Origin of the sequence: Clostridium sardiniense (assembly GCF_050584765.1) — a bacterium.
Classification (GTDB): Bacteria; Bacillota; Clostridia; order Clostridiales; family Clostridiaceae; genus Clostridium; species Clostridium sardiniense_A.
On the sequence record NZ_JBNOOR010000002.1, the window covers coordinates 545,874 to 566,083 of the forward strand.

The following is a 20,210-nucleotide window of genomic DNA, read 5'->3' on the forward strand; positions in this document are numbered from 1 at the left end:
TAAACCATTCATAAAAATACTCTGATTTTTTTATCATTTTATCATATGTTTTTCTGTTGAATACATGTGTATTTCATAATATTTTTTGCAAATATTTGACTTTTTTAATACGCTGTAATTGATATTGGTTTTTAATTAATACACTCTTTATAGGATTTTATATACTTTATTGATTTATAACACTAAAGTAGCAAAATGGTATTAATACTAGTGATACCATCATCTTAATCTCTATTTTTAATATCTATTAATTACCATATATTATTTTAAAAATGCAAAATTTTATTAATGCTGTATTAATAAAATTTTTACTGTATCAAAGTCTATCTTCAATTTTTTCTTTATAAGGTAAATTAATAGTATATTTCAATCATTTACCTTTAATATTTAGCTATAAATATGTCTATTTTTATAGTATTTTTGAACATTTTGTTAATGAATTAATATTTTAGACATATGTAAAAATGAGAAAAATCTAAAAAAATGAGAAGACAGGTTATACCTATTGGTATAACCTGTCTTCTCCTCATAAAATTTTCATTATATTATTTATTTAATTCATATTTTATTATTTTAGGTTCACTTCCATGTAAAAAAACATAAACTTCTTTCCCATCATTGCTAATATCTACTATAAATTCTTCATTATTGCTATTTTCATAAACTTTACATAGCTCACCCTTATTCTCTCCTGAAATAGATGCAAGATATACAACTTTTTTATTATCATTTTCTTCAGTATAATAAATCTTTTCTTTGTTTTTGCTTACTCCCATATTCCAAATATTTTTATTTTTAATTATAGTATCGTAAGTTTTCTTATTTAAATTAAAAATTTTTAAATCTACATATTCTGAGGATATAGTTTTGAATGCAACTGTATTTTCATCTATTAAAACTGCTTGGCTGTATGGTTCTACCTTAATAGTATCTTCAAATTCCTCTGTAGTTAAATCAATTTTCCCTATCTTATTTGCAAATTGTCCGCCTTCTTCTCCACTTGCATATAATAATTTGTTATTTATAATTCCAATAGTGTAATAATAGTTTATATCCTTTGGTATATCTATTGATATTTTTTCTTTAATATTAGATTCCTTTTCTTTAGAGTTCTTCTTATTATCTATATCATATTCTTCATTATATATGGTTATATTTTCTACTCTTACCTTCTTCTCTTCACGCCAACTCGCATTTAATATATCCTTTACTACATACCCATCAAACGTCTCATAAATTTCATATGAACTATTATTCCTTTTATGAACTGACTTAGTAACCTCTCCCTCTGGGTCTATCTTTACCTCTCCATTTTTGAATAACAACTTCTCCTTTGTTTCGATTAAGCTGTAATCTGATTCATTCTCAGGTTCATCATCAGCCTTATAAAATTCTGCATAAATCCCATCATCTCTTATTAAATATTCTATACCTGTAAATCCATATATTATTGCATCAAGTATTTTATTATCAGTAATTTTATATTCTTCTTTTGATACTACTTTAAAATCATTTTTATTTGAGTCTTCCTTTACATTTTCTGAAAGTATTGATGATTCCTCAATACTTTTTGGACTATTACATCCTATAGTGAATAACATAGCTACTAATGTAGCTATTATTACTCCAGACCTTATAATATTCCCTTTACCCCTAATTATCATATTCCCCCACTCCAATCTATTATTTATATCTCAATAATAATAGTAGGATTTTACCAAAATATTAAATTATATTGCCAAAATGTTTCCAATCAAAGTTTTTTATTACATTCCATTTTAATGAGTACTTTTGCTTCCATAAGCTTTTCATCATATATAAATTTTATATCTCCATTATACTTTTTAACTATTCCCTGTGTTATATAAAGTCCAAGTCCATTTCCACCTATATCTTTTGATTTTTTTATATTATATCTATAGAATGGTTCGAATACTTTACTAATTTCCCCTTTACTAATTAGTTCACTAGAATTCGTAACTACTAATTCTAAATATCCATCATCTTTTGAAAGATTAATATTAATATCTTTATTAGGCTTAGAATAATTAATAGCATTATCTATTATGTTTATAAGAATTCTCTTTAAATCCTCTGAAGAACATACTAGCTTAACCTTTTCTAAGTTATAGATAATATTTATATTATTTTTCTTAGCTTTTATTGATAAATCTTTTACTATTACTTCTATAAATCTATCTACACATAATATTTCCATAGAGTCACTATCTATATCCAGATTATCTTTTGATATATCTATAAGCTCCTTAACCATTCTATGCATTCTATCACTTTCTTTTTCTATTCTCCCTAAAGCTAATTCTTTAAATTCTATATCATTAAAATCAGGATCTTTAAGAATTTGTGCATAACCTGATATAGTAGTTAAAGGTGTCTTAAGTTCATGAGTTACATTATTAAAAAACTCTCTACGATTTTTCTCTAAAGCTATAACCTTATCTTTTTCATTATTTATTGCATCTATCTGATTTTGTATTCTCTCATTCATATTGTTGAATCCAATTGATAGGTCTCCTATTTCGTCCTTAGATTCTATATCACTTCTTACATTTAAATCTCCATTTTCAACTTTCTTAAATAAATATTTTAATATCTCTAAGGGCTTAATTATTTTGCTGCATAATATATAGCTTGAAATCAGTATTAAAATAAATATAATTACAGTTAGGGTTTTCCATATTCCCATAAGGTTAATTAAACTTTTATAATTCTCAGTAAAATCTTTACTTAAAGAAATTATTTTAAAATAATTTCCTTTAATGTACAAAGGAAATGTAATACTTGAAGTTACTTTATTATCTTTTGTGTATATATTGAAAGATAATTTATTTTCTTTTGAATCATTTAATGACTTTTTAAGTTTTTCCTTATCTATATAAATCTCCACATCATTATTTTCATAAGAATAATCCTTACTTCCTTCTGTATTGTAGATATCTATCTGACAATTATTTTCTTCATTTATCTGAGTTGCAAGCTCTGGGGAATTCTTATCAAATATACTTTCCTTAATTTCTAAATCATTATTTTGGAAGTATCTATTTATAATTCTATAAGCACTTTTATACGAGCTTTCCATCTCTACTTTTATTTGATTTTTAATATAATTATCAAATGTTCTATTTATGAAGTAATTAAATACTATGAAAGAAATTAAAAATACAGCTATAAATCCAGCTCCAAATTTATGTTTAACTTTCATATAATTACCCCTTTAGCATATAGCCAATACCAAAGATAGTTTCTATAATATCCTTGTTATTAAGCTTCTGCCTAAGCCTTCTTATATGAACATCAACAGTTCTAAAGTCCCCATCATAATCATCATCCCACACCTTGTCCATTATCTGTTCTCTTGAAACTGCTATATTTCTATTATCTATCAAATATAGTAGTAGACTCATTTCTTTTGGCTTTAATTTAACTTCTGTATTATCTATAAATACCTTTCTTGAGTTTTTAACTATTTTTATATTATCTATAGTAAATTCAGTTAGCTTTTCCTCTTTATCTATATATTCATACCTTGATTTATTTTTTTGCAATCTCCTTAATGCTACATTAACTCTTGCAATACATTCTCTTATATCAAAAGGTTTTGTTATATAATCATCTGCTCCAAGTTCTAATCCAAGAACCTTATCAACTATATCATTTCTTGCAGTTAGCATAATTATTGGTATATTATATTTTGTTAATCTTTTGCAAACCTCAAATCCACTTATATCTGGTAACATTAAATCTAACATTATTATATCTGGACTAAAATCTTCACATATTTCTATACCCTCTATTCCACATGAAGCACATCTAACTTTAAACTTTTCCTTCATAAAAGCATACCTTAATATATTTTGGATGTCTGCTTCATCCTCAATTATAAGTATTTTATTTTCCATATCTTTTAATCCCCTACCCCTTTATAAGTTATATAAATCTATTTATACCATTAGATAATAACATAATTCTGGAATTTATTTAATATTATGTTAAAATTGTAATTAAGTTATTTCATCATAGGAGTGTATTATAATGTTTATTATTTTATTGTATATTTTTATACTTATTGTTGTATTAATGAGACTTTTTGAATTGAAGGACTCTATTATTGAGATATGGAATGAAGATGAATCAGTATGTTATAAAGTATCTATGAGTGTATTTGCTACTTCACTTAAATTTACTATAATTGCATTAACCTGTTTCTTTTCTAATTATTTTATAGAAAGCTTCTTAATTTAGCTTAAACTTTAAATCTATCTTTCTTATTATTCAACTTAAATAATATTACTTAACTTAAAGGAGAATTTTATATGGTCAAACTAGCCTATTTGTCCCTGCTATTAGGATTCTTTATGAAAATATTTCTTTTTATAAAAGAATTCCCTAAGGTTTTTACTGAAAAAAGAGAAAAGCATACTGCATTTATAAGCTTCCTTTTATGCAGTATTTATGGAATTGTTGATATTATGGTTAGCATTGGATGTGGACTTTTTGGTATTGAAATGTTTTTAATCAGATAACTTTTAATAGCTTATTCAAACTACTTTTTAAAAATAGAATTCTATTTTTATATCCTCACGTAATACTATAATTTTTGTATTAAACTCTGATAAATAAATTTTAGTAGCCAATATAGCCTATCTTTTAAAAATTAATTGAAACAAAAAAGAAACCAGAAATATAACTGGTTTCTCTTAACTTATCTTTTATTAATTTGTATATAAACTTATATCAGTAGCTGATGCATATCCATTTACCCCTTGAATAACTTCAAGTTTAACATAATTAGCCTTAGTTGCCTTAAACTCTGCTGTTTTCATTGCTCTATTATTAGCCCATGAACCACTTGCTACCTCAGTAAAGTTCTTTCCATCTAAACTTGTAGATATCTTATACTCTGTTATATTTCCATTATAGTTACCTGCTTGTCTTGGAAGGTAAGTTAATTTTGAGATATCATATTCTTTATTAAGCTTTAAAGTTATAAACGGATGCTTATCACTTCCATCCCACTTTGTATGCCATATTGTCTTTACGTTGCCATCAATAGCCTTTGTTGCAGCAGATCCATTATCTTGCTGACTTGAATAACTATCCACTGTCATATCTTTATGAAGTATAAATCCTTTTGGAAGTTCATTATTTGTAAATGCTAACTTTATTATGTTACTAGCTACTGTATTACCTGTTGCTGCTTTACGTATTAATAATGTCATATCTTTACTAAGATCAGGTAGATTATCTCCATTATATTTTGTCCAAGTTACACCATTATCAGATGAAAATTCCATACTCTTATCTAATCCAAAGATTAAATTTTCTTCATCATTGTTAGTTACATTTATATTAGCTGCTTTTTTTATAGAAATAAGATTTGCACTATCTGTTCCTTTTACTCTAATTAATATTCCATTTTCTGAAGTTATAGAATCTAACTCTTCTTTAGTTAGCTGCTGTGAATCTTCTTTAACTAACTTATATGTTTTTCCACCATCTAAGCTATATTCATCAATATCCTTTTTAGCTCCATTTAATTTTCCTGCATTTTCCCCATCAAAGCTAAATGTAGCTAAATAAAGACCATTCTTTTGCATATCATTTAATATATTTTCAACATATGGCTTTTGTCTATTATCAGTAACTTTATTTAATGCATCTTTGTATTCTGAAACATAATTTTGAAGTTCTGCTCTATTATTTATTACTTTGTCTTTAATTTTAACAAGAAGATTTTCCATAACTTGTGGATACTGCGCAAAAGTATTCATTATATCTGAATTTACTTTTATGAATTCTTCTGTTGATGTACTAGTATCTTTAAGCATTAAATCTAATTTATTTTCCCATGAACTATAGTTAAGCGGACAAGCTTTAATGGCTTCATCTAATATAGCTTTTGCTTTTTCATTAGAATTAACATCATTTGCAAGCATTCTAAGTTCTTCTGATTTATCGAAAGTCTCTTGATTTTGGCTTAGAGTTTCATGTAAAAACATATATGGAATTGTAGTAGTATAATGTGCAGTACCCTTCCAGCCTGAAATGTTATTTCCTATATACCAATGATTATCTGATTTAAGATAAAGGAAAGCACAATGTCCAGGTTGTCCAACTGCATATGCTGGAACACCAAACACTTGGCATGAAGCAGTACCATATTTAGATAAAGCACCACAAACGCCTCCATACTCTGCAACCTTTTGTATTGTAGGGTTATCTCCATAAAATCCTGATCCAAATACACTCTTACCTTCTGGATTCTTAGTTGTATACTGTATTGTATAATCACTTTCAGCTATTTTGTCTTGGCTTAATAAATCTTTCTTCTTAATATGCTCTTTTTGCCACTTAAACTTTTCATCTATTTTACCTTCTGATACATCCTTAGTATGTTGTCTAAGCCATACTATATCTTCATTTGTTAAATTTACATTTACTATATTTCTTAAGTTCTTTACATTAAATGTTCTAAAGCAATCAAATAATTCATTATTTTGATTGGCATCTTTAAAATTTAGATATCTTTCAACTGGATCTATTACCCTATTTGCTGGCCAACTCATTACTGGACTTGCGAATTCTAATGAAGTTGCTATTGCTATTTTTAAATTAATTCCATCCTTTGAAGATGAATCTTTATTCCAAATCTTTGACCATACTTCAAGGGCACTTAGTTCTTTTTCTGGAACAACCTTGTTATCGTTGCCATAAAAATATGCATCCATAGTACCTTCTTTTGTTTTAGATGGTAGTCCCCCATCTAGATATTCCTTCATTGCAGTTTCATCATTTAAAAGCCAATTTAAAAAGTCTGCATTTTCTTTACTTTTACTTGCAAAACTTTTAAGATTATTTTCTCCAACTCTTGATATAATTTCTTTTACATACACATTTTTAGTTAAACTTTCATCGCTTGATAATTTGTCAAAATCAGAAATTGGTGTTTTATCTACAGCTGAATTGATTTCATTCTTTAACTTATCTACTGATAGATTATTGATATCTACATTAGAATTACTATCGGAATTTAAATTTTCCTGACTTTCTTGTTTACTCAAATCATTATAATCACTTGATTTAGTATTAGTATCTTTTAATTCGTCTGCAAAAGCAGTCCCCCCTGGTACTAGTAAATTTACACTAAGTAAACTTGCAACAATTATTGCTTGTATTTTCTTACTCTTCATTTGCTTCTCTCCTATCATTTCCCCTTAATTTTATTTAATATGTGTTTTTTAATTGTTTTTTAAATTATATTATAATTATAATTTAAACTGGTATTACCAATTTATTATATATGATATCTTTGGATATTGTATTAATAATATGTATATAAATTATTATAAATAAAAAATATCGGATGTAGGCTTTCTAAAAACCTACATCCGATATTTATCATATTTTATTTAATTTAAGACTAGTTTCGTAAATATAACTATTAACCTAATAATTCTACTTAAGATTTTTTTCCCACTCTTTATTTTCTAAGTACTCTAATAATTGTGGTCTTAATTCATCCTTTTTAAGTCCAAATTCTATTGTAGCTTGTAAGAATCCAAACTTATCTCCAACATCATATCTTCTTCCTTCAAAGTCATATGCATACATAGCTTCTTGAGCAGCTAAAGTTTTTAGAGCATCTGTAAGTTGAATTTCATTTCCCTTACCTGGTGCTGTATTTTCTAATATTTCAAAGATTTGTGGAGTTATTATATATCTTCCAAGGATGGCAACATTAGTTGGCGCTTCTTCTCTCTTTGGCTTTTCAACTAAGTCCTTAACCTTGTATACTCTATCTTCTATATGAATTCCATCAACTATACCATACTTTGATACATCTTCTTCTGGAACAGTTTGAACTCCAAGTATTGAAGTTTTATATTCATTAAAGCAATCCATAAGTTGCTTTAAACATGGTGTTTCACTATCAACTACATCGTCTCCAAGTAGTACTGCAAAAGGTTCATTACTTACGAAAGTCTTTGCACAATGAATAGCGTGACCTAACCCTCTTGGCTCCTTTTGCCTTATATAATGTATATCAACCATCTCTGAAATATCTCTTACAAGTTCTAATAGTTCATTCTTACCTGATTTTTCAAGTTCCATTTCAAGTTCTATTGATTTATCAAAATGGTCCTCTATACATTTTTTATTTCTTCCTGTAATTATTAATATTTCTTCAATGCCTGATGCAATAGCTTCCTCTATAATATATTGTATTGTTGGTTTATCAACTATTGGAAGCATCTCTTTTGGCTGTGCCTTTGTTGCAGGTAAAAACCTTGTTCCAAGCCCTGCTGCAGGGATTATTGCCTTTTTTACTTTCATTATATCACCCTCAACTTAATTGTTATTAATTGCCATTATGAAATTAATAATCATAAGGCTAATTTTCACTAAAATATAGACATGTAAACATTATATCATAAGACATACTTTAATTACCATGTAACGATTTTTCAATATTAAGTGTATTTTTTTATTAATTTGTTAATTAAATTCCATATAAATCTTGTAGTTTTCTATAATATTATGTGTTTTTTGTTGATATTTATAAATATTAGTGCTATTATAGTTGATATATTAAAATTTATAAGAATTAAAATAAAAGATATTTAGTAATACTTAACGCAAGAGTTATATTATAAAACGCAATATTTTACTTTATTAAGAAAGGGTTTGAAATTATGAATAAGAAAACAAAAGATTGTTTAGTTATAGGCTTTGCGCTATTTGCAATGTTCTTTGGTGCTGGTAACTTAATATTCCCTCCTTATCTTGGACATGCAGTAGGAACAGAATACATATTTGCAGTAATAGGATTTACATTAACAGGTGTTGGTCTTCCACTTCTTGCAATAATTGCATGTACTAAAGGTGATGGAACATTTGAAACTATGGCATCAAAAATAAGTCCAAAGTTTGCAATTATATTTGCATCACTTTTATTTATCGCAATTGGTCCAATGCTTGGAATTCCAAGAACTGCAGCAACTACTTACGAATTAACTATTAATCCAATACTTCCTGGTATTCCACCACTAGTTTGGATGTTTATATACTTTGGAATTAACCTATTCTTCGTATTTAGACAATCAAGTATTATAGATACAATAGGTAAATTCTTAACACCTTCACTACTTATTATATTAGCTATAATAATAATTAAAGGATTCATATTCCCAATTGGTAATATAGAAGCAACAGGTGCAACTTCAGTACTATCAACTGCATTCCTTGAAGGTTATCAAACAATGGATGCCCTTGCAGCATTACTTTTTGCAGCAATAGTATCTTCTAGCATTTTAGCTAAAGGTTATAAAAATAAAGATTTAGTTCCAATGACAATAAAGGCTGGAATTGTAGCAGCTGTTGGACTAGCCTTCGTATATGGTGGTTTAACAATTATAGGTGCACAAACTGCATCACTTGCTCCAGCTGATGTTACAAAGACAGGATTACTTTTAATAATATCAAAAGGTATCTTAGGTAATGTTGGAACTATAATTATTGGTATAGCAATGGGACTAGCTTGCCTTACTACTTCAATAGGTTTAATAACAGCAGGTTCTTCATTCTTTGCAGAAGTCTCAAAAGGAAAGCTTCCTTATAAGGTTAATGCAGTAGTTATATCAATTATAAGTATAGTAATTGGATGTCTTGGTGTTGATAATATAGTTAAAATATCAGGACCAATCTTAAATGTATTATACCCTGTTGCAATAACACTTATAGCAACAACTCTTTTAGACAAGTTCTTAACTAATATTAATGCAGTACGACTTGGAGTTTACACTTCATTAGTATTTGGATTACTTAGCCAAGTTCCTGGAATAAATTTAAGTTTCATTCCACTTGGAAGCCAAGGCTTTGCTTGGTTAATTCCAACTGTAGTAGCAATTTTAGTTGGATGTGTATTATTTAGAAATAAAAATGAAGACAATGTCACTAATACTTCTTTTAAAGAGGAATTAGTTAAATAAATTATTGGTTTTTCTATTAAATAATATTGAAATAAATACAACCCAAAACACCTTAGAAGCAGGATTATTTAAAATATCCTGCTTCTTTCCATTTTGATTATTAATTAAATTAGTGTATATCACTTAGATTAAGCACTCCATACTTTAATTTACATATTTAGCATTGTAAATGTAATAAATACTTAACTTTACATTATTTTTTATTGATGATAAAATTTTGATGAATACATTAGGGTATAATAATCTATGTATAAAGGAGGTTTAGACATGGCTATAAAACTAATTTGTATAGATATGGATGGTACACTTCTTGATAATGACCATAACGTATCTGATGAAAATAAACAGGCATTAATAGAAGCTATAGATAAAGGAATTGTTATAGCAATTACAACTGGCAGACTTTTCACATCTGCAAAACACTACTCAGATTTACTTGGAATTAACGCTCCTATAATATCATCAAATGGTGCTTATATAAGAGAAAAAGATTCATCTAAGGTTATATATGAAAATACTCTATCTTTAGATGAGTGTTTAGAAATATATGATATTTCCAAGAAGTATAGCTTTGAGACTTATTTTAATACTCATAACACAGCTATATCTTCTACTGATTTTAAAGAAGATCATGCTTACGCAGTTACAAATAAGCTACTTAAAGATGAGGATAAAATTAAATTCAAAGTAGCTAATGACCTTACAGATATATTAAAAGAGCTTGACGGTGATGTGCTTAAATCTATATCAATTAATAGAGCTTCTGAAGATGATACTGAACTTTTAGAAGCAAAAAATGAATTTATAAATCTTAATAAATATGAGGTCGTAAGTTCTGGATTACATAACTTTGAAGTAATGAAAAAAGGCACTTCAAAAGGAAATGCAGTTAAACAATTAGCAAAAATTCTTGAAATAACTAAGGATGAAATTATGTGCATTGGAGATAGCGAGAATGATCTTTCTATGATAAGATTTGCTGGAACTGGGGTTGCTATGGGTAATGGTCTTGATCTTCTTAAAGAAGAAGCAGACTATATTACTGATACTAATGTTAATTCTGGTGTTGCTAAAGCGATTAGAAAGTTTGCTCTCTAATGTAATTTGAAAGGAGTAAAACAATGGGGGATAATAAAACTACAAAAAAGAAGATGGCTACGTGGAAGAAGGTACTTATAGGTGTTGTAGTTGCTGCAATAGTTATTATATGTTCTGGAATGGGATATGTTTATGCGACTCTTAGCAAAGCAAACAGAGTCGAATTGAACAAAGACTCATTAGGCCTAAATGAAAGTACACAGGCTAATGATAAAAAGGATGATATAATTAATATTGCATTGTTTGGAGTTGATGCTCCAACCGGTCAGGCAGGAAGATCAGATGCTGATCTTATACTTACAATAGATAAAAAACATAATAAGTTAAAGCTTACTTCTATTATGAGAGACTCATATGTTGATGTAAAAGGTCATGGTATGACAAAACTTACACACGCTTATGCATATGGAGGACCTGAACTTGCACTTAATACAATTAATACTAACTTTGATTTAGCTATTGATAAATTTATTACAGTAAACTTCTCATCAATGCCAAAGGTTATTGATGAATTAGGTGGAGTTGATATTAATATAACTAAAGGCGATTTAAAATATATTAATGGATATATAGAAAACTTAAATCAAATAAATAAAACTAATTCTCCTAAAATTAATGATGTTGGAATGCATCACTTAGATGGAACTCAAGCTTTAGCTTATTGTAGAATTAGATATGATGGTGGAGACCAAAGAAGAACCGAAAGACAAAGGACAGTTCTTGAAGCAGTTCTTAATAAAATGAAATCCACATCTCCAACTAAATACCCTGCTATTTTAAATGAATTACTACCACTTGTAACTACAAATATAAGTTCAAGTGAATTCATAAGCTTAGGTAAAGATATACTTGATACTGGTGCTACAAGTTTCCAAGATCTAAGAGTACCATGTGATAAACATGAAGATGGTAAAATGATTAACGGTGTTTATTATATGACATATGATCTAAAAGCTGAAACTAATGAGATGCATAAATTTATATACGAACAATAAAATTAAAATTTTTAGAGATAGATTAACTCAATAATCTATCTCTTTTTTATTATATAGGCTAATTCACTTCCTTTTTATTCTTTTATTTACATAATTTTCTCAAAATGGTATACTATTTTTAGATTGAAAATTTGTAAATTTAAGGAGATTGGTATGGGAAAATTTAAAAATATGGCCTCGTGGAAAAAGATACTTTTATTAATCTGTCTTTTAATAATTCTTTTCTTTGGTGGAAGCTTTATGTATATAAAGAATCTTTTAAACAAAACCACTAAAGTAGATATAAATAAGGATAACCTATCTATTAATAAAGAAATCACACAAAAGTTAGATGAAGATAATAAAATAAAAAATATCGCATTGTTTGGAGTTGATTCTCCTGAAGGTGAAAAAGGTCGCTCAGATTCAATAATGATTCTGACAATAGATGAAAAAAATAATGAATTAAAACTTTCATCTATAATGAGAGATTCTTATGTAAATATTAAAGGACATGGTGAAGATAAAATCACTCATGCTTATGCCTTTGGTGGACCTGAACTTGCAGTAAGTACATTAAATGAAAATTTCAATTTAGATATTGAAAACTTTATAACAGTTGATTTTACTAGTCTTCCAAAGATAATAGATGAAATTGGAGGAATTGATTTAAATATAACTGAAGGTGATTTAAAGTATATAGGTCCTTCCGTCACTAAAACTGGAAATCAAACTTTAAATGGTGAACAAGCTCTAGCATATTCTAGAATCAGATACGATGGTGGCGACCAAATGAGAACTCAAAGGCATAGAAATGTTATAGAAGCTATATTTAATAAAGTTAAGAAAATGCCTGTTACAAGTTATCCTTCTTTATTAAATGAAACATTACCACTTGCCCAAACAAATTTAAGCTCAAGTGAATTTATGACAATTGGTACAAATATAGCTTCAATGGGTGTATCTAATATGAGTCAATATAGGTTGCCTTGTGATACTCATTCAAAAGGAACTAATATGAATGGTATATACTACATGACTTTTGATAAAAAATCAGAAACAAATGAACTTCATAACTTCATATACGGGAAAACAGCTGAAGAATAATATAAATATTAGCTTAGTAATTTTAATCCTATGATTACTAAGCATATTTTTTAAATTCTACACGAACATACGTTCCTATTTTTTATACTTTTTTTACTTAACTGCATATATAAAAGGTAAATAATATTTGTTTTAATTTGAAAGGGGGACATAACATGTGTGACTTACTCTTAATAAATCTAGCTAAAGAAAATAATTCTAATGCAAAAGAAGAACTAATAATTAAATATTCTCCTATTATTAAAAGCCAAATAAAAAAATATGCCTTTATAGATTGCTATGACAATGAAGATCTTATGCAATATGGAGCTCTTTGTATATTAAAAGCTATAGATACATTTGACACTAATAAAAGTTCATCCTTTAGCTCTTATGTAAAATGGACTATTTCAAATAATTTTGCTTATCTTTGCAGAAAAAATAATATAGATAAAAAAGCTTTAAGCTTAAATAATAAAACAGATGGAGGGATTGAAGTAATGGATTTTTTAGAAGAAAAGGCTACTACTGAAGATATAATAATTGGAAAGTATGAAGATAATAGAATAGAGACAGCCGCAAATCTCCTAAGTGCTGAGTACAAGCATTTATTCGACTTTCTTATGTATAGTGGGGTTAAATGTCCACTTAAAAGATATTCTGAAATATATTGCATTCCTTATTCAAAGTGCTTATATAGAAAGAAAAAACTTGCAGATAATCTTAAAGTAATTTTATTTAATATATAATATTAAATTACGCAAAATCATCTAATTTTTAAAATATTAATTTGATTTTAATTTATTGCAAATAAAAATGAGGTAAGCTACTTACTGCTCAAGCTTCCTCATTTTTTATAATATTTTATTATATTTTTATACTTTTTTTATACTTTAATGACGCATCATAATTTTAATAACTTTCTTATACTTCATCGATTACCTCACTTAAATTCATCATTTGCCTTACTTAAAATATATGCATGCCTAACCATTCTTTCATAATAGAATATCCTATTTTTTAAAATATTCCAAGTAATTTCTTCTTAGGTTTAACCCTTCTTCCTGAGAATTCAATTAATTCTCCATTGTTTAATTTTTCAATACTCTCTTCTAAGATTTCATCATACCCTTTATATTTTGAAATAACTGTACTTATATCATCTTCCGAAACTCTATTTTTATTAATAAAATTATAAATTTTATTTTCTAGTAAAACTTTTGAAGTATTCTTTATTGCCCTTCCATAGTCTCCTTCTAAACTCTTTGCATCAAGTACGAATAAACAATCTGAATCAATAAAGTCATTAATATCACTTATGTTATCTATTATTGGTATAAGCTTTTCTGGATAAAGCACTATTGGAATATATCCTTTTAGTTGTATATCATAAATATCCTTAAATATATTTGATGGATAATACCCTTCTATTTCTAAAACTTTATATCTATTTATATCTAAATTTTTATCATTTATTTTAATATTTTTAGGAGCATACAAATTTATTAAATCTAATTCTTTTAAATTAACTACATTTCCCATAATTCCTTTCCTCCTTATAGCTTGTTATATTTATGTTTTTATTACTCATATATTCATTGACTTATATGAAAGTAATATTTTGAGGATTAATTTATTATTCAATGAATTTATTATATAATTAACTTCTAATTTAATTATTGTTAATTATATCATTTTTTAAATACAATTTATAATTCACAAGAAATATTAATAAATTTATAATAATTACCTTCCTATAATAGTATTCTCACATAAGTAAGTTTATGTTAATATATCTTTATTACTTTAATTTTGACAAAAATTTTGATTTAATTTATTTGTCAGAACGAATTTTTATTTACTGTTTTTGGTATATTATATTTAGGTGATTTTATGAATTATAATTTTTGTGTTAACTTGAAAAACTTACGGCTAGATAATGATTTAAGCCAAATAAAACTTTCTGAAAAATTAGGAATCTCACGTTCTACATATTCTAATTACGAGAATGGTATAAGCGAACCTGACTTAGATATGATAATAAAGATATCTAACTTCTTTAACTGTTCTATAGACGAACTCCTTAAAGGTAAAGTTGCAACTGAATCTTATCCCTTTGATCCCCCACTACTTACTGAGCAAAATTTTAATTTCGATATAAACAAATTTACTATAGATAAGCTACTTAGAAAACTAAAAAACAATAAAAAATATTATGAAAATCACTTAAGAGAACTTAATAAAGAGATAACCTTAAAGATTAAAGAAATTGATGATCTAATTGAAATATTAGAGCATAAACAAAGAAAAAATCATAGAAATAATATGATAGAATTTGCAGAAGAAATAACTCCAATAATAAGTAAAGAATTTTTTTAATCTAAAAATAAATTACAATATAAAATATTATTAGAGGTATTTAAATGATCGATATTCTTAAAGATAAACTATATGAAGTAATTGATGAACATGGACTGGATAGTATAGAAGCTTTAAGAGCTAGTGAAGCTTTAGACTTTGAAATTGTAAATGAAATGAAATTACAGATAAAAGAAGATAGTAATTAATTACTATCTTCTTTTATTTCTGATTATTAAATTTTAAAATTTAAAATTATCTGAACTAGCGCTACTACAGTTACTATCAGCACTACTACTATCATCACTATGTCCTGATACAGAAAAGAACTTATTTACATTCGTTATGTCTTCAGTATTACTTACCCCTAATTTGTTTAATGTAGGATTATTCCACTCTTTCTTATTCATATAATTTCTCTCCTTTAATTAAAATTTAAAATAAATCTATTAATAAAATATATTTTATTAAGCTATTTTATACCACTTCTTTAATCTTTTTTAGTTGTTCATCTACAGTTATTTTTTTAGTAGGTCTTATTAGTTTATATACATTTATGCTATTTATTAGATATATTATATCTTCTAGATACTTAGGACATATTCCCATTCTATTTATATAGGTAATTCCAAATATATTTATCATTGTTAATCTTAGTTTTTCTAAACCATTAAGTTCTATTAATTCTACTTTGCTAACATTATCATCAGATTCTAAGATTATTATTGATTTTAATTTCTGCTTTTTATTTATAAATTCTTCTTTTCTATCATAATAGTATTTGTCTCTTCCTCCAGTAATTTTCACTAATCTATCTTTATTGCATCTAAAGTAATCCACAATATCCCCACAAATTTTTTGAACACCAACAGCTGGAAGAACATTTACCTCCCCTTTTTCTAACTCTATAACCGATATATCATCTGCTAACATTTTATATCCAGATTCTATGAATTTAGTTGATAATGTACTCTTTCCAGCACCACTACTACCTGAAATTATTATACTTCCTCCAAGTTTTTCATTATTGAAAATAGTAGAACCATGAATTACTATAGATCTCCTTTGATATAATAATATAGAAAATGCTCGTCCAAGGAGAAAAGCTTCTATCCTTTCATGTTTATTCTTATTAATTGCTTCTACTGTTATATATTTTCCATTCTTAATATGGTACCTTGCTAAATTACCTATTTCCATACACATTTCTTCGCCATCTAAATCTATATCACCATTAATCTTATGAGCGTCTAAAAATTTTTTTGGAATTTTTCCATAGCTTATCTCTATATCTATATTACTTCTTTCATTTTCATTTAATTCTTCCAAATAGCTCAACTTTAATTCTGATTTAATATTTAATCCATAAATTTTATAATAATTATGCATTCTCTAAACTTCTCCTTACCCATTAACTTAAAGTTCTAACTCTTTCATGATTTTTATTTTATTTCTACTTACCTTAAAGCTTTTTATAATTAAACTCACTTTTTTTATAATAGATTTTTCTTTTGTTATTCCACCAGTAATTATTCTATGAATCCAAGCTATAGGTAAAAGATACTTATATCTTCTACAATAATTAAATTTATCTCGCATTATATTATAGTTTGGAAATAAATATCTAATATATTTAATCCAAACTGAATTATCATCTTTATTATTTCTATCATAAGCAATTGAGCTTCCTATACTATGAGTAAACTTATCTTTCCCTAATGCTTTTTTTGAAAAAAGCATATCTATAATAATTTCTTTCTGAGATTTACTTAAAAGATTAAAGTCATTCTTTATTTCTTTAGGTATATTACATTCAAACATATCATCACATATACTAAGAATTAATATTGCATTTCTATAAAACCCATATATTTCTCCCTTATATTTAAAGTCTACAAAATTTATTTTTTCATTTTCCTTATTAACAAATAATGCTATATCAAGAAATTGCCTTATATTTATACTACTTGAATAAATATGAGTTATCATATGAGTTATTAAATGGATTAATTGATCTGTATACCCTAATGCATAAATCTTTTCCTCACCTAACTCTACACTTCTCACTCTTTCAAATACATCTAAATAAGGATTGTCCTTTTTATAATAATCTTCATCTATTAATGTGGAATGCAGCTCAATTATCAAATTATTTTTATCTTTATACACCTTATGGGCTGGAGTTTCATGATCATATGTATACCCTAATCTTAAAAGTATATTCTCACATTTATTCATATCATTTTCTCTGACTAATAAATCTATATCTGTCATTGTTCTTAACTCTGGATTAACATAATATGATCTTATTATTATTCCCTTTAAAGCAACAGCTTGTACACTTTTTTCATTGAAAGCTTTAAAAAGTTCCATTGCTTTTATATATTTTAGCTTAGCCTTAATCATTTTGCTTAATGCATTCTTTTTTATTATATTTTCTTGTTCTTCTGATAATATATTTTTAAACTTATTATTTTTTATTTCATAATAAAGAATTGTCTCTAATCTATTCACTTTTATATTATCCATTAATTTATCTGTGTTATTAAAATATTGTCCTCTATATTTCTTATATATCTGTAATATGTTAAATGATTTATATTTACTCATTTTATTCCTCCGTCTTACAAATATTAAAATGGTGATTATATCACCACCATTTTAATATAAGAACAACTAATTCTTAGTCTTTTCTTTTCCTTGAATCTCTGGAACAGGCGCTACGTCATTTTTTTGTGGTGCCTTAAATCTTTTACTATTCCATGAAGATTGTTGATTTTTCTTTGCCAATAGAATCTCCTCCTAACTATAAATATTACATTTTAATCTTTTGTAATTAGGCTCACTTTTATTCTATTTTGCATCTTGAAATTCTTTTACACCTGTAGATTGCCATCTCCAAAAATCTACGCACATATCATTTAATTCTTTTTTAGCACACCATCCTAATTCTCTTTTTGCTTTATTAATATCAGCATAACAAGAAGCTATATCACCATCTCTTCTTTTAACTATTTTAAATGGAATATCTCTTTTAGATGCCCTTTTAAATGCTTCAATTATTTGCAAAACAGAATATCCTTTTCCGGTCCCTAAGTTATATACTTTATATCCACATTTTTCTTCTAATTTTTTAATTGCAGCAACATGTCCACCTGATAAATCGCATACATGTATATAATCCCTTACCCCAGTTCCATCTATAGTATTATAATCATTTCCATATACACTAACTTCACTTAGCTCTCCATTTGCTACTTTTGATATATAAGGCATTAAATTACTTGGAATTCCATTTGGCAACTCTCCGATAATACCACTTTCATGAGCACCAACTGGATTAAAATATCTAAGAGCTACTATATTCCACTCCTTATCTGATATATATATATCTTTTAATATCTCTTCAATTATACCTTTAGTTCTGCCATAAGGATTTGTAGCTGGTAATAGTGGTAATTCTTCATGAACTGGCATTATGTTGCTATCTCCATAAACAGTAGCTGATGAGCTAAATATAATATTCTTAACATCAAATCTTTTCATAATATCCAAAAGATTCACTGTTCCAATTATATTATTCTTATAATATTCTAAAGGCTTTTTAACTGATTCACCTACTGCCTTAAGAGCCGCAAAGTGTATTATACTATCTATTTTTTCACACTCAAATATATTTAATATTCCTTCATAATCAAGTAAGTCAGTTTTATAGAATTTTATTTTTCTCTTACTTATAAGCTCTATCTTTTCTTTTATTCTTATATTACTATTACATAGATTGTCCACTATAATAACTTCATAACCTTTTTCTAATAAAGCTAATGTAGTGTGACTTCCTATATATCCCATTCCACCTGTAACTAAAATATTTTTCATTAATTTATACCCCATAACTTTTATTTAAATAATAAATTAGATTAATATCTTTTTAGCAATACAACAAAGTTATTAATATCCTTAAGAGAATTTAGCTACTTCTTTATATCCTGTTCCATCTCCACCTGTCACAAAGTATTCTCCACACCTTAGCCAAGCATGAGCTTTAAGTTCATTATCTAATTTACGAACTCCAAGATATAAAGTAGATTTTATATTATGCTTCTTTAAAAGCTTTTGAGCTGTCATAGCTTGTACTAAGCATTTACTTTCCCAAGGTGTATATCTACTTATAGTAGTAACAATCCATGAAACTTTTCTTGCTATATCATAATTTGTTATATCTTCGCTATAAGAAGTTTCTTCTCCATTTTTTCCAAGCTTATCTTTTAAATATTTAAATTCAATATTTAATATAGAGTATCTCGATATAGCCGTTATAAATACGCATGAAATCATCATTTTCTTTGTACTAAAATCAGTTAATACAAATATTTTTATCTTTCTAACTATACTTTTAAATACATTAGCACATTGTGATAAGGTCATTTTCCTCTAATCCTTTTAGGAATGATACTACAGTGTCTCTGCATTCATTTTCATCTGCATCATATTCATTTAAAAGTATTTCTATTATTCCATCCATTGTCATTGGACTCTCTATAATATCCCATATTCTACTTCCAACTGAATTTAATGCAAAATACATTCCTTTATCTAAATTCATCATAACTTTATCTCCATCTATATCTGAAGCATCTATCTCTTTATTTTGTACTATCTTTGAGTTTGAAAATTTCTCCAT

At 26.6% G+C, this 20,210-nt stretch carries 21 protein-coding genes; 9 read left to right on the forward strand and 12 right to left on the reverse strand.

The window, feature by feature from the left end; all coding sequences use genetic code 11:
* Nucleotides 1-545: 545 nt before the first annotated feature.
* From ACQPUW_RS12300 to ACQPUW_RS12310, 3 genes are all read right to left on the reverse strand, one after another.
* The gene (locus ACQPUW_RS12300) at nt 546-1,664 is read right to left on the reverse strand and encodes a hypothetical protein (protein ID WP_430837794.1); all 1,119 of its coding nucleotides are present in this window, start codon (nt 1,662-1,664) and stop codon (nt 546-548) included.
* A gap of 89 nt (nt 1,665-1,753) precedes the next feature.
* Nucleotides 1,754-3,223 carry an ATP-binding protein gene (locus tag ACQPUW_RS12305; RefSeq protein WP_430837795.1) on the reverse strand — a complete coding sequence of 490 codons (1,470 nt, stop codon included), beginning with the start codon at nt 3,221-3,223 and terminating at the stop codon, nt 1,754-1,756.
* Nucleotides 3,224-3,227: 4 nt separating this feature from the next.
* Complete coding sequence (locus tag ACQPUW_RS12310; RefSeq protein ID WP_430837796.1) at nt 3,228-3,920, reverse strand: response regulator transcription factor; 693 nt, start codon at nt 3,918-3,920, stop codon at nt 3,228-3,230.
* Between the two features lie 133 nt (nt 3,921-4,053).
* On the opposite strand from ACQPUW_RS12310, the gene ACQPUW_RS12315 reads away from it, so the two are divergent.
* Nucleotides 4,054-4,263: a hypothetical protein gene (locus ACQPUW_RS12315; protein WP_221858312.1), complete on the forward strand. Its 210-nt coding sequence runs from the start codon at nt 4,054-4,056 to the stop codon at nt 4,261-4,263.
* A 71-nt stretch (nt 4,264-4,334) separates the two neighbouring features.
* The gene (locus ACQPUW_RS12320; protein WP_430837797.1) at nt 4,335-4,544 is read left to right on the forward strand and encodes a hypothetical protein; all 210 of its coding nucleotides are present in this window, start codon (nt 4,335-4,337) and stop codon (nt 4,542-4,544) included.
* A 189-nt stretch (nt 4,545-4,733) separates the two neighbouring features.
* Here the strand turns inward: ACQPUW_RS12320 and ACQPUW_RS12325 are convergent, their stop codons facing one another.
* Nucleotides 4,734-7,211 (reverse strand): discoidin domain-containing protein, encoded by a 2,478-nt coding sequence (locus ACQPUW_RS12325; protein WP_430837798.1) that lies wholly within the window; start codon nt 7,209-7,211, stop codon nt 4,734-4,736.
* A 265-nt stretch (nt 7,212-7,476) separates the two neighbouring features.
* Entirely contained in the window at nt 7,477-8,355 is an 879-nt protein-coding gene (gene galU, locus ACQPUW_RS12330; RefSeq protein WP_430837799.1) for a UTP--glucose-1-phosphate uridylyltransferase GalU, read from the reverse strand.
* 359 nt (nt 8,356-8,714) lie between these two features.
* Here galU and brnQ point away from each other — a divergent pair, with 359 nt between their 5' ends.
* The 5 genes from brnQ to ACQPUW_RS12355 all read left to right on the forward strand — a co-directional run bounded on the left by brnQ (nt 8,715) and on the right by ACQPUW_RS12355 (nt 13,917).
* Complete coding sequence (brnQ, locus tag ACQPUW_RS12335; RefSeq protein WP_430837800.1) at nt 8,715-10,010, forward strand: branched-chain amino acid transport system II carrier protein; 1,296 nt, start codon at nt 8,715-8,717, stop codon at nt 10,008-10,010.
* 267 nt (nt 10,011-10,277) lie between these two features.
* Nucleotides 10,278-11,108 carry a Cof-type HAD-IIB family hydrolase gene (locus tag ACQPUW_RS12340; protein WP_430837801.1) on the forward strand — a complete coding sequence of 277 codons (831 nt, stop codon included), beginning with the start codon at nt 10,278-10,280 and terminating at the stop codon, nt 11,106-11,108.
* A gap of 23 nt (nt 11,109-11,131) precedes the next feature.
* On the forward strand, nt 11,132-12,103 hold the full coding sequence (locus ACQPUW_RS12345; RefSeq protein ID WP_430837802.1) for an LCP family protein: 972 nt from the start codon (nt 11,132-11,134) through the stop codon (nt 12,101-12,103).
* Between the two features lie 153 nt (nt 12,104-12,256).
* Complete coding sequence (locus ACQPUW_RS12350) at nt 12,257-13,189, forward strand: LCP family protein (RefSeq protein WP_430837803.1); 933 nt, start codon at nt 12,257-12,259, stop codon at nt 13,187-13,189.
* A 155-nt stretch (nt 13,190-13,344) separates the two neighbouring features.
* Complete coding sequence (locus ACQPUW_RS12355) at nt 13,345-13,917, forward strand: sigma-70 family RNA polymerase sigma factor (RefSeq protein WP_430837804.1); 573 nt, start codon at nt 13,345-13,347, stop codon at nt 13,915-13,917.
* A gap of 271 nt (nt 13,918-14,188) precedes the next feature.
* Here ACQPUW_RS12355 and ACQPUW_RS12360 read toward each other — a convergent pair whose 3' ends face one another.
* A complete protein-coding gene (locus ACQPUW_RS12360; protein WP_430837805.1) occupies nt 14,189-14,710 on the reverse strand; it encodes a CpsB/CapC family capsule biosynthesis tyrosine phosphatase in 522 nt (173 codons plus the stop codon).
* A 351-nt stretch (nt 14,711-15,061) separates the two neighbouring features.
* On the opposite strand from ACQPUW_RS12360, the gene ACQPUW_RS12365 reads away from it, so the two are divergent.
* Complete coding sequence (locus ACQPUW_RS12365) at nt 15,062-15,547, forward strand: helix-turn-helix domain-containing protein (RefSeq protein ID WP_430837806.1); 486 nt, start codon at nt 15,062-15,064, stop codon at nt 15,545-15,547.
* A 44-nt stretch (nt 15,548-15,591) separates the two neighbouring features.
* Nucleotides 15,592-15,735, forward strand: a complete 144-nt coding sequence (locus ACQPUW_RS12370) for a hypothetical protein (protein WP_430837807.1) — start codon at nt 15,592-15,594, stop codon at nt 15,733-15,735.
* Nucleotides 15,736-15,768: 33 nt separating this feature from the next.
* Here the strand turns inward: ACQPUW_RS12370 and ACQPUW_RS12375 are convergent, their stop codons facing one another.
* From ACQPUW_RS12375 to ACQPUW_RS12400, 6 genes are all read right to left on the reverse strand, one after another.
* Nucleotides 15,769-15,936 (reverse strand): hypothetical protein, encoded by a 168-nt coding sequence (locus ACQPUW_RS12375; protein ID WP_430837808.1) that lies wholly within the window; start codon nt 15,934-15,936, stop codon nt 15,769-15,771.
* Between the two features lie 67 nt (nt 15,937-16,003).
* The gene (locus ACQPUW_RS12380; RefSeq protein WP_430837809.1) at nt 16,004-16,915 is read right to left on the reverse strand and encodes a hypothetical protein; all 912 of its coding nucleotides are present in this window, start codon (nt 16,913-16,915) and stop codon (nt 16,004-16,006) included.
* A gap of 27 nt (nt 16,916-16,942) precedes the next feature.
* Nucleotides 16,943-18,136 (reverse strand): nucleotidyltransferase domain-containing protein, encoded by a 1,194-nt coding sequence (locus ACQPUW_RS12385; RefSeq protein WP_430837810.1) that lies wholly within the window; start codon nt 18,134-18,136, stop codon nt 16,943-16,945.
* Between the two features lie 243 nt (nt 18,137-18,379).
* Nucleotides 18,380-19,405, reverse strand: a complete 1,026-nt coding sequence (gene galE / locus ACQPUW_RS12390) for a UDP-glucose 4-epimerase GalE (RefSeq protein ID WP_430837811.1) — start codon at nt 19,403-19,405, stop codon at nt 18,380-18,382.
* 81 nt (nt 19,406-19,486) lie between these two features.
* On the reverse strand, nt 19,487-19,954 hold the full coding sequence (locus tag ACQPUW_RS12395; protein ID WP_430837812.1) for a lasso peptide biosynthesis B2 protein: 468 nt from the start codon (nt 19,952-19,954) through the stop codon (nt 19,487-19,489).
* Complete coding sequence (locus ACQPUW_RS12400) at nt 19,932-20,210, reverse strand: lasso peptide biosynthesis PqqD family chaperone (RefSeq protein ID WP_430837813.1); 279 nt, start codon at nt 20,208-20,210, stop codon at nt 19,932-19,934. The genes ACQPUW_RS12395 and ACQPUW_RS12400 overlap by 23 nt, the downstream gene beginning before the upstream one ends.

Bases quoted from the DNA above. Each gene is read 5' to 3' on its own strand.
- ACQPUW_RS12395 (WP_430837812.1), bottom strand. From the start codon at position 19,954: ATGACCTTATCACAATGTGCTAATGTATTTAAAAGTATAGTTAGAAAG.
- ACQPUW_RS12355 (WP_430837804.1), top strand. From the start codon at position 13,345: ATGTGTGACTTACTCTTAATAAATCTAGCTAAAGAAAATAATTCTAAT.
- ACQPUW_RS12300 (WP_430837794.1), bottom strand. From the start codon at position 1,664: ATGATAATTAGGGGTAAAGGGAATATTATAAGGTCTGGAGTAATAATA.
- ACQPUW_RS12340 (WP_430837801.1), top strand. From the start codon at position 10,278: ATGGCTATAAAACTAATTTGTATAGATATGGATGGTACACTTCTTGAT.
- galU (WP_430837799.1), bottom strand. From the start codon at position 8,355: ATGAAAGTAAAAAAGGCAATAATCCCTGCAGCAGGGCTTGGAACAAGG.
- ACQPUW_RS12380 (WP_430837809.1), bottom strand. From the start codon at position 16,915: ATGCATAATTATTATAAAATTTATGGATTAAATATTAAATCAGAATTA.
- ACQPUW_RS12385 (WP_430837810.1), bottom strand. From the start codon at position 18,136: ATGAGTAAATATAAATCATTTAACATATTACAGATATATAAGAAATAT.
- galE (WP_430837811.1), bottom strand. From the start codon at position 19,405: ATGAAAAATATTTTAGTTACAGGTGGAATGGGATATATAGGAAGTCAC.
- ACQPUW_RS12325 (WP_430837798.1), bottom strand. From the start codon at position 7,211: ATGAAGAGTAAGAAAATACAAGCAATAATTGTTGCAAGTTTACTTAGT.
- ACQPUW_RS12305 (WP_430837795.1), bottom strand. From the start codon at position 3,223: ATGAAAGTTAAACATAAATTTGGAGCTGGATTTATAGCTGTATTTTTA.
- ACQPUW_RS12350 (WP_430837803.1), top strand. From the start codon at position 12,257: ATGGGAAAATTTAAAAATATGGCCTCGTGGAAAAAGATACTTTTATTA.
- ACQPUW_RS12400 (WP_430837813.1), bottom strand. From the start codon at position 20,210: ATGGAGAAATTTTCAAACTCAAAGATAGTACAAAATAAAGAGATAGAT.
- ACQPUW_RS12345 (WP_430837802.1), top strand. From the start codon at position 11,132: ATGGGGGATAATAAAACTACAAAAAAGAAGATGGCTACGTGGAAGAAG.
- ACQPUW_RS12310 (WP_430837796.1), bottom strand. From the start codon at position 3,920: ATGGAAAATAAAATACTTATAATTGAGGATGAAGCAGACATCCAAAAT.
- ACQPUW_RS12375 (WP_430837808.1), bottom strand. From the start codon at position 15,936: ATGAATAAGAAAGAGTGGAATAATCCTACATTAAACAAATTAGGGGTA.
- brnQ (WP_430837800.1), top strand. From the start codon at position 8,715: ATGAATAAGAAAACAAAAGATTGTTTAGTTATAGGCTTTGCGCTATTT.
- ACQPUW_RS12370 (WP_430837807.1), top strand. From the start codon at position 15,592: ATGATCGATATTCTTAAAGATAAACTATATGAAGTAATTGATGAACAT.
- ACQPUW_RS12320 (WP_430837797.1), top strand. From the start codon at position 4,335: ATGGTCAAACTAGCCTATTTGTCCCTGCTATTAGGATTCTTTATGAAA.
- ACQPUW_RS12365 (WP_430837806.1), top strand. From the start codon at position 15,062: ATGAATTATAATTTTTGTGTTAACTTGAAAAACTTACGGCTAGATAAT.
- ACQPUW_RS12360 (WP_430837805.1), bottom strand. From the start codon at position 14,710: ATGGGAAATGTAGTTAATTTAAAAGAATTAGATTTAATAAATTTGTAT.
- ACQPUW_RS12315 (WP_221858312.1), top strand. From the start codon at position 4,054: ATGTTTATTATTTTATTGTATATTTTTATACTTATTGTTGTATTAATG.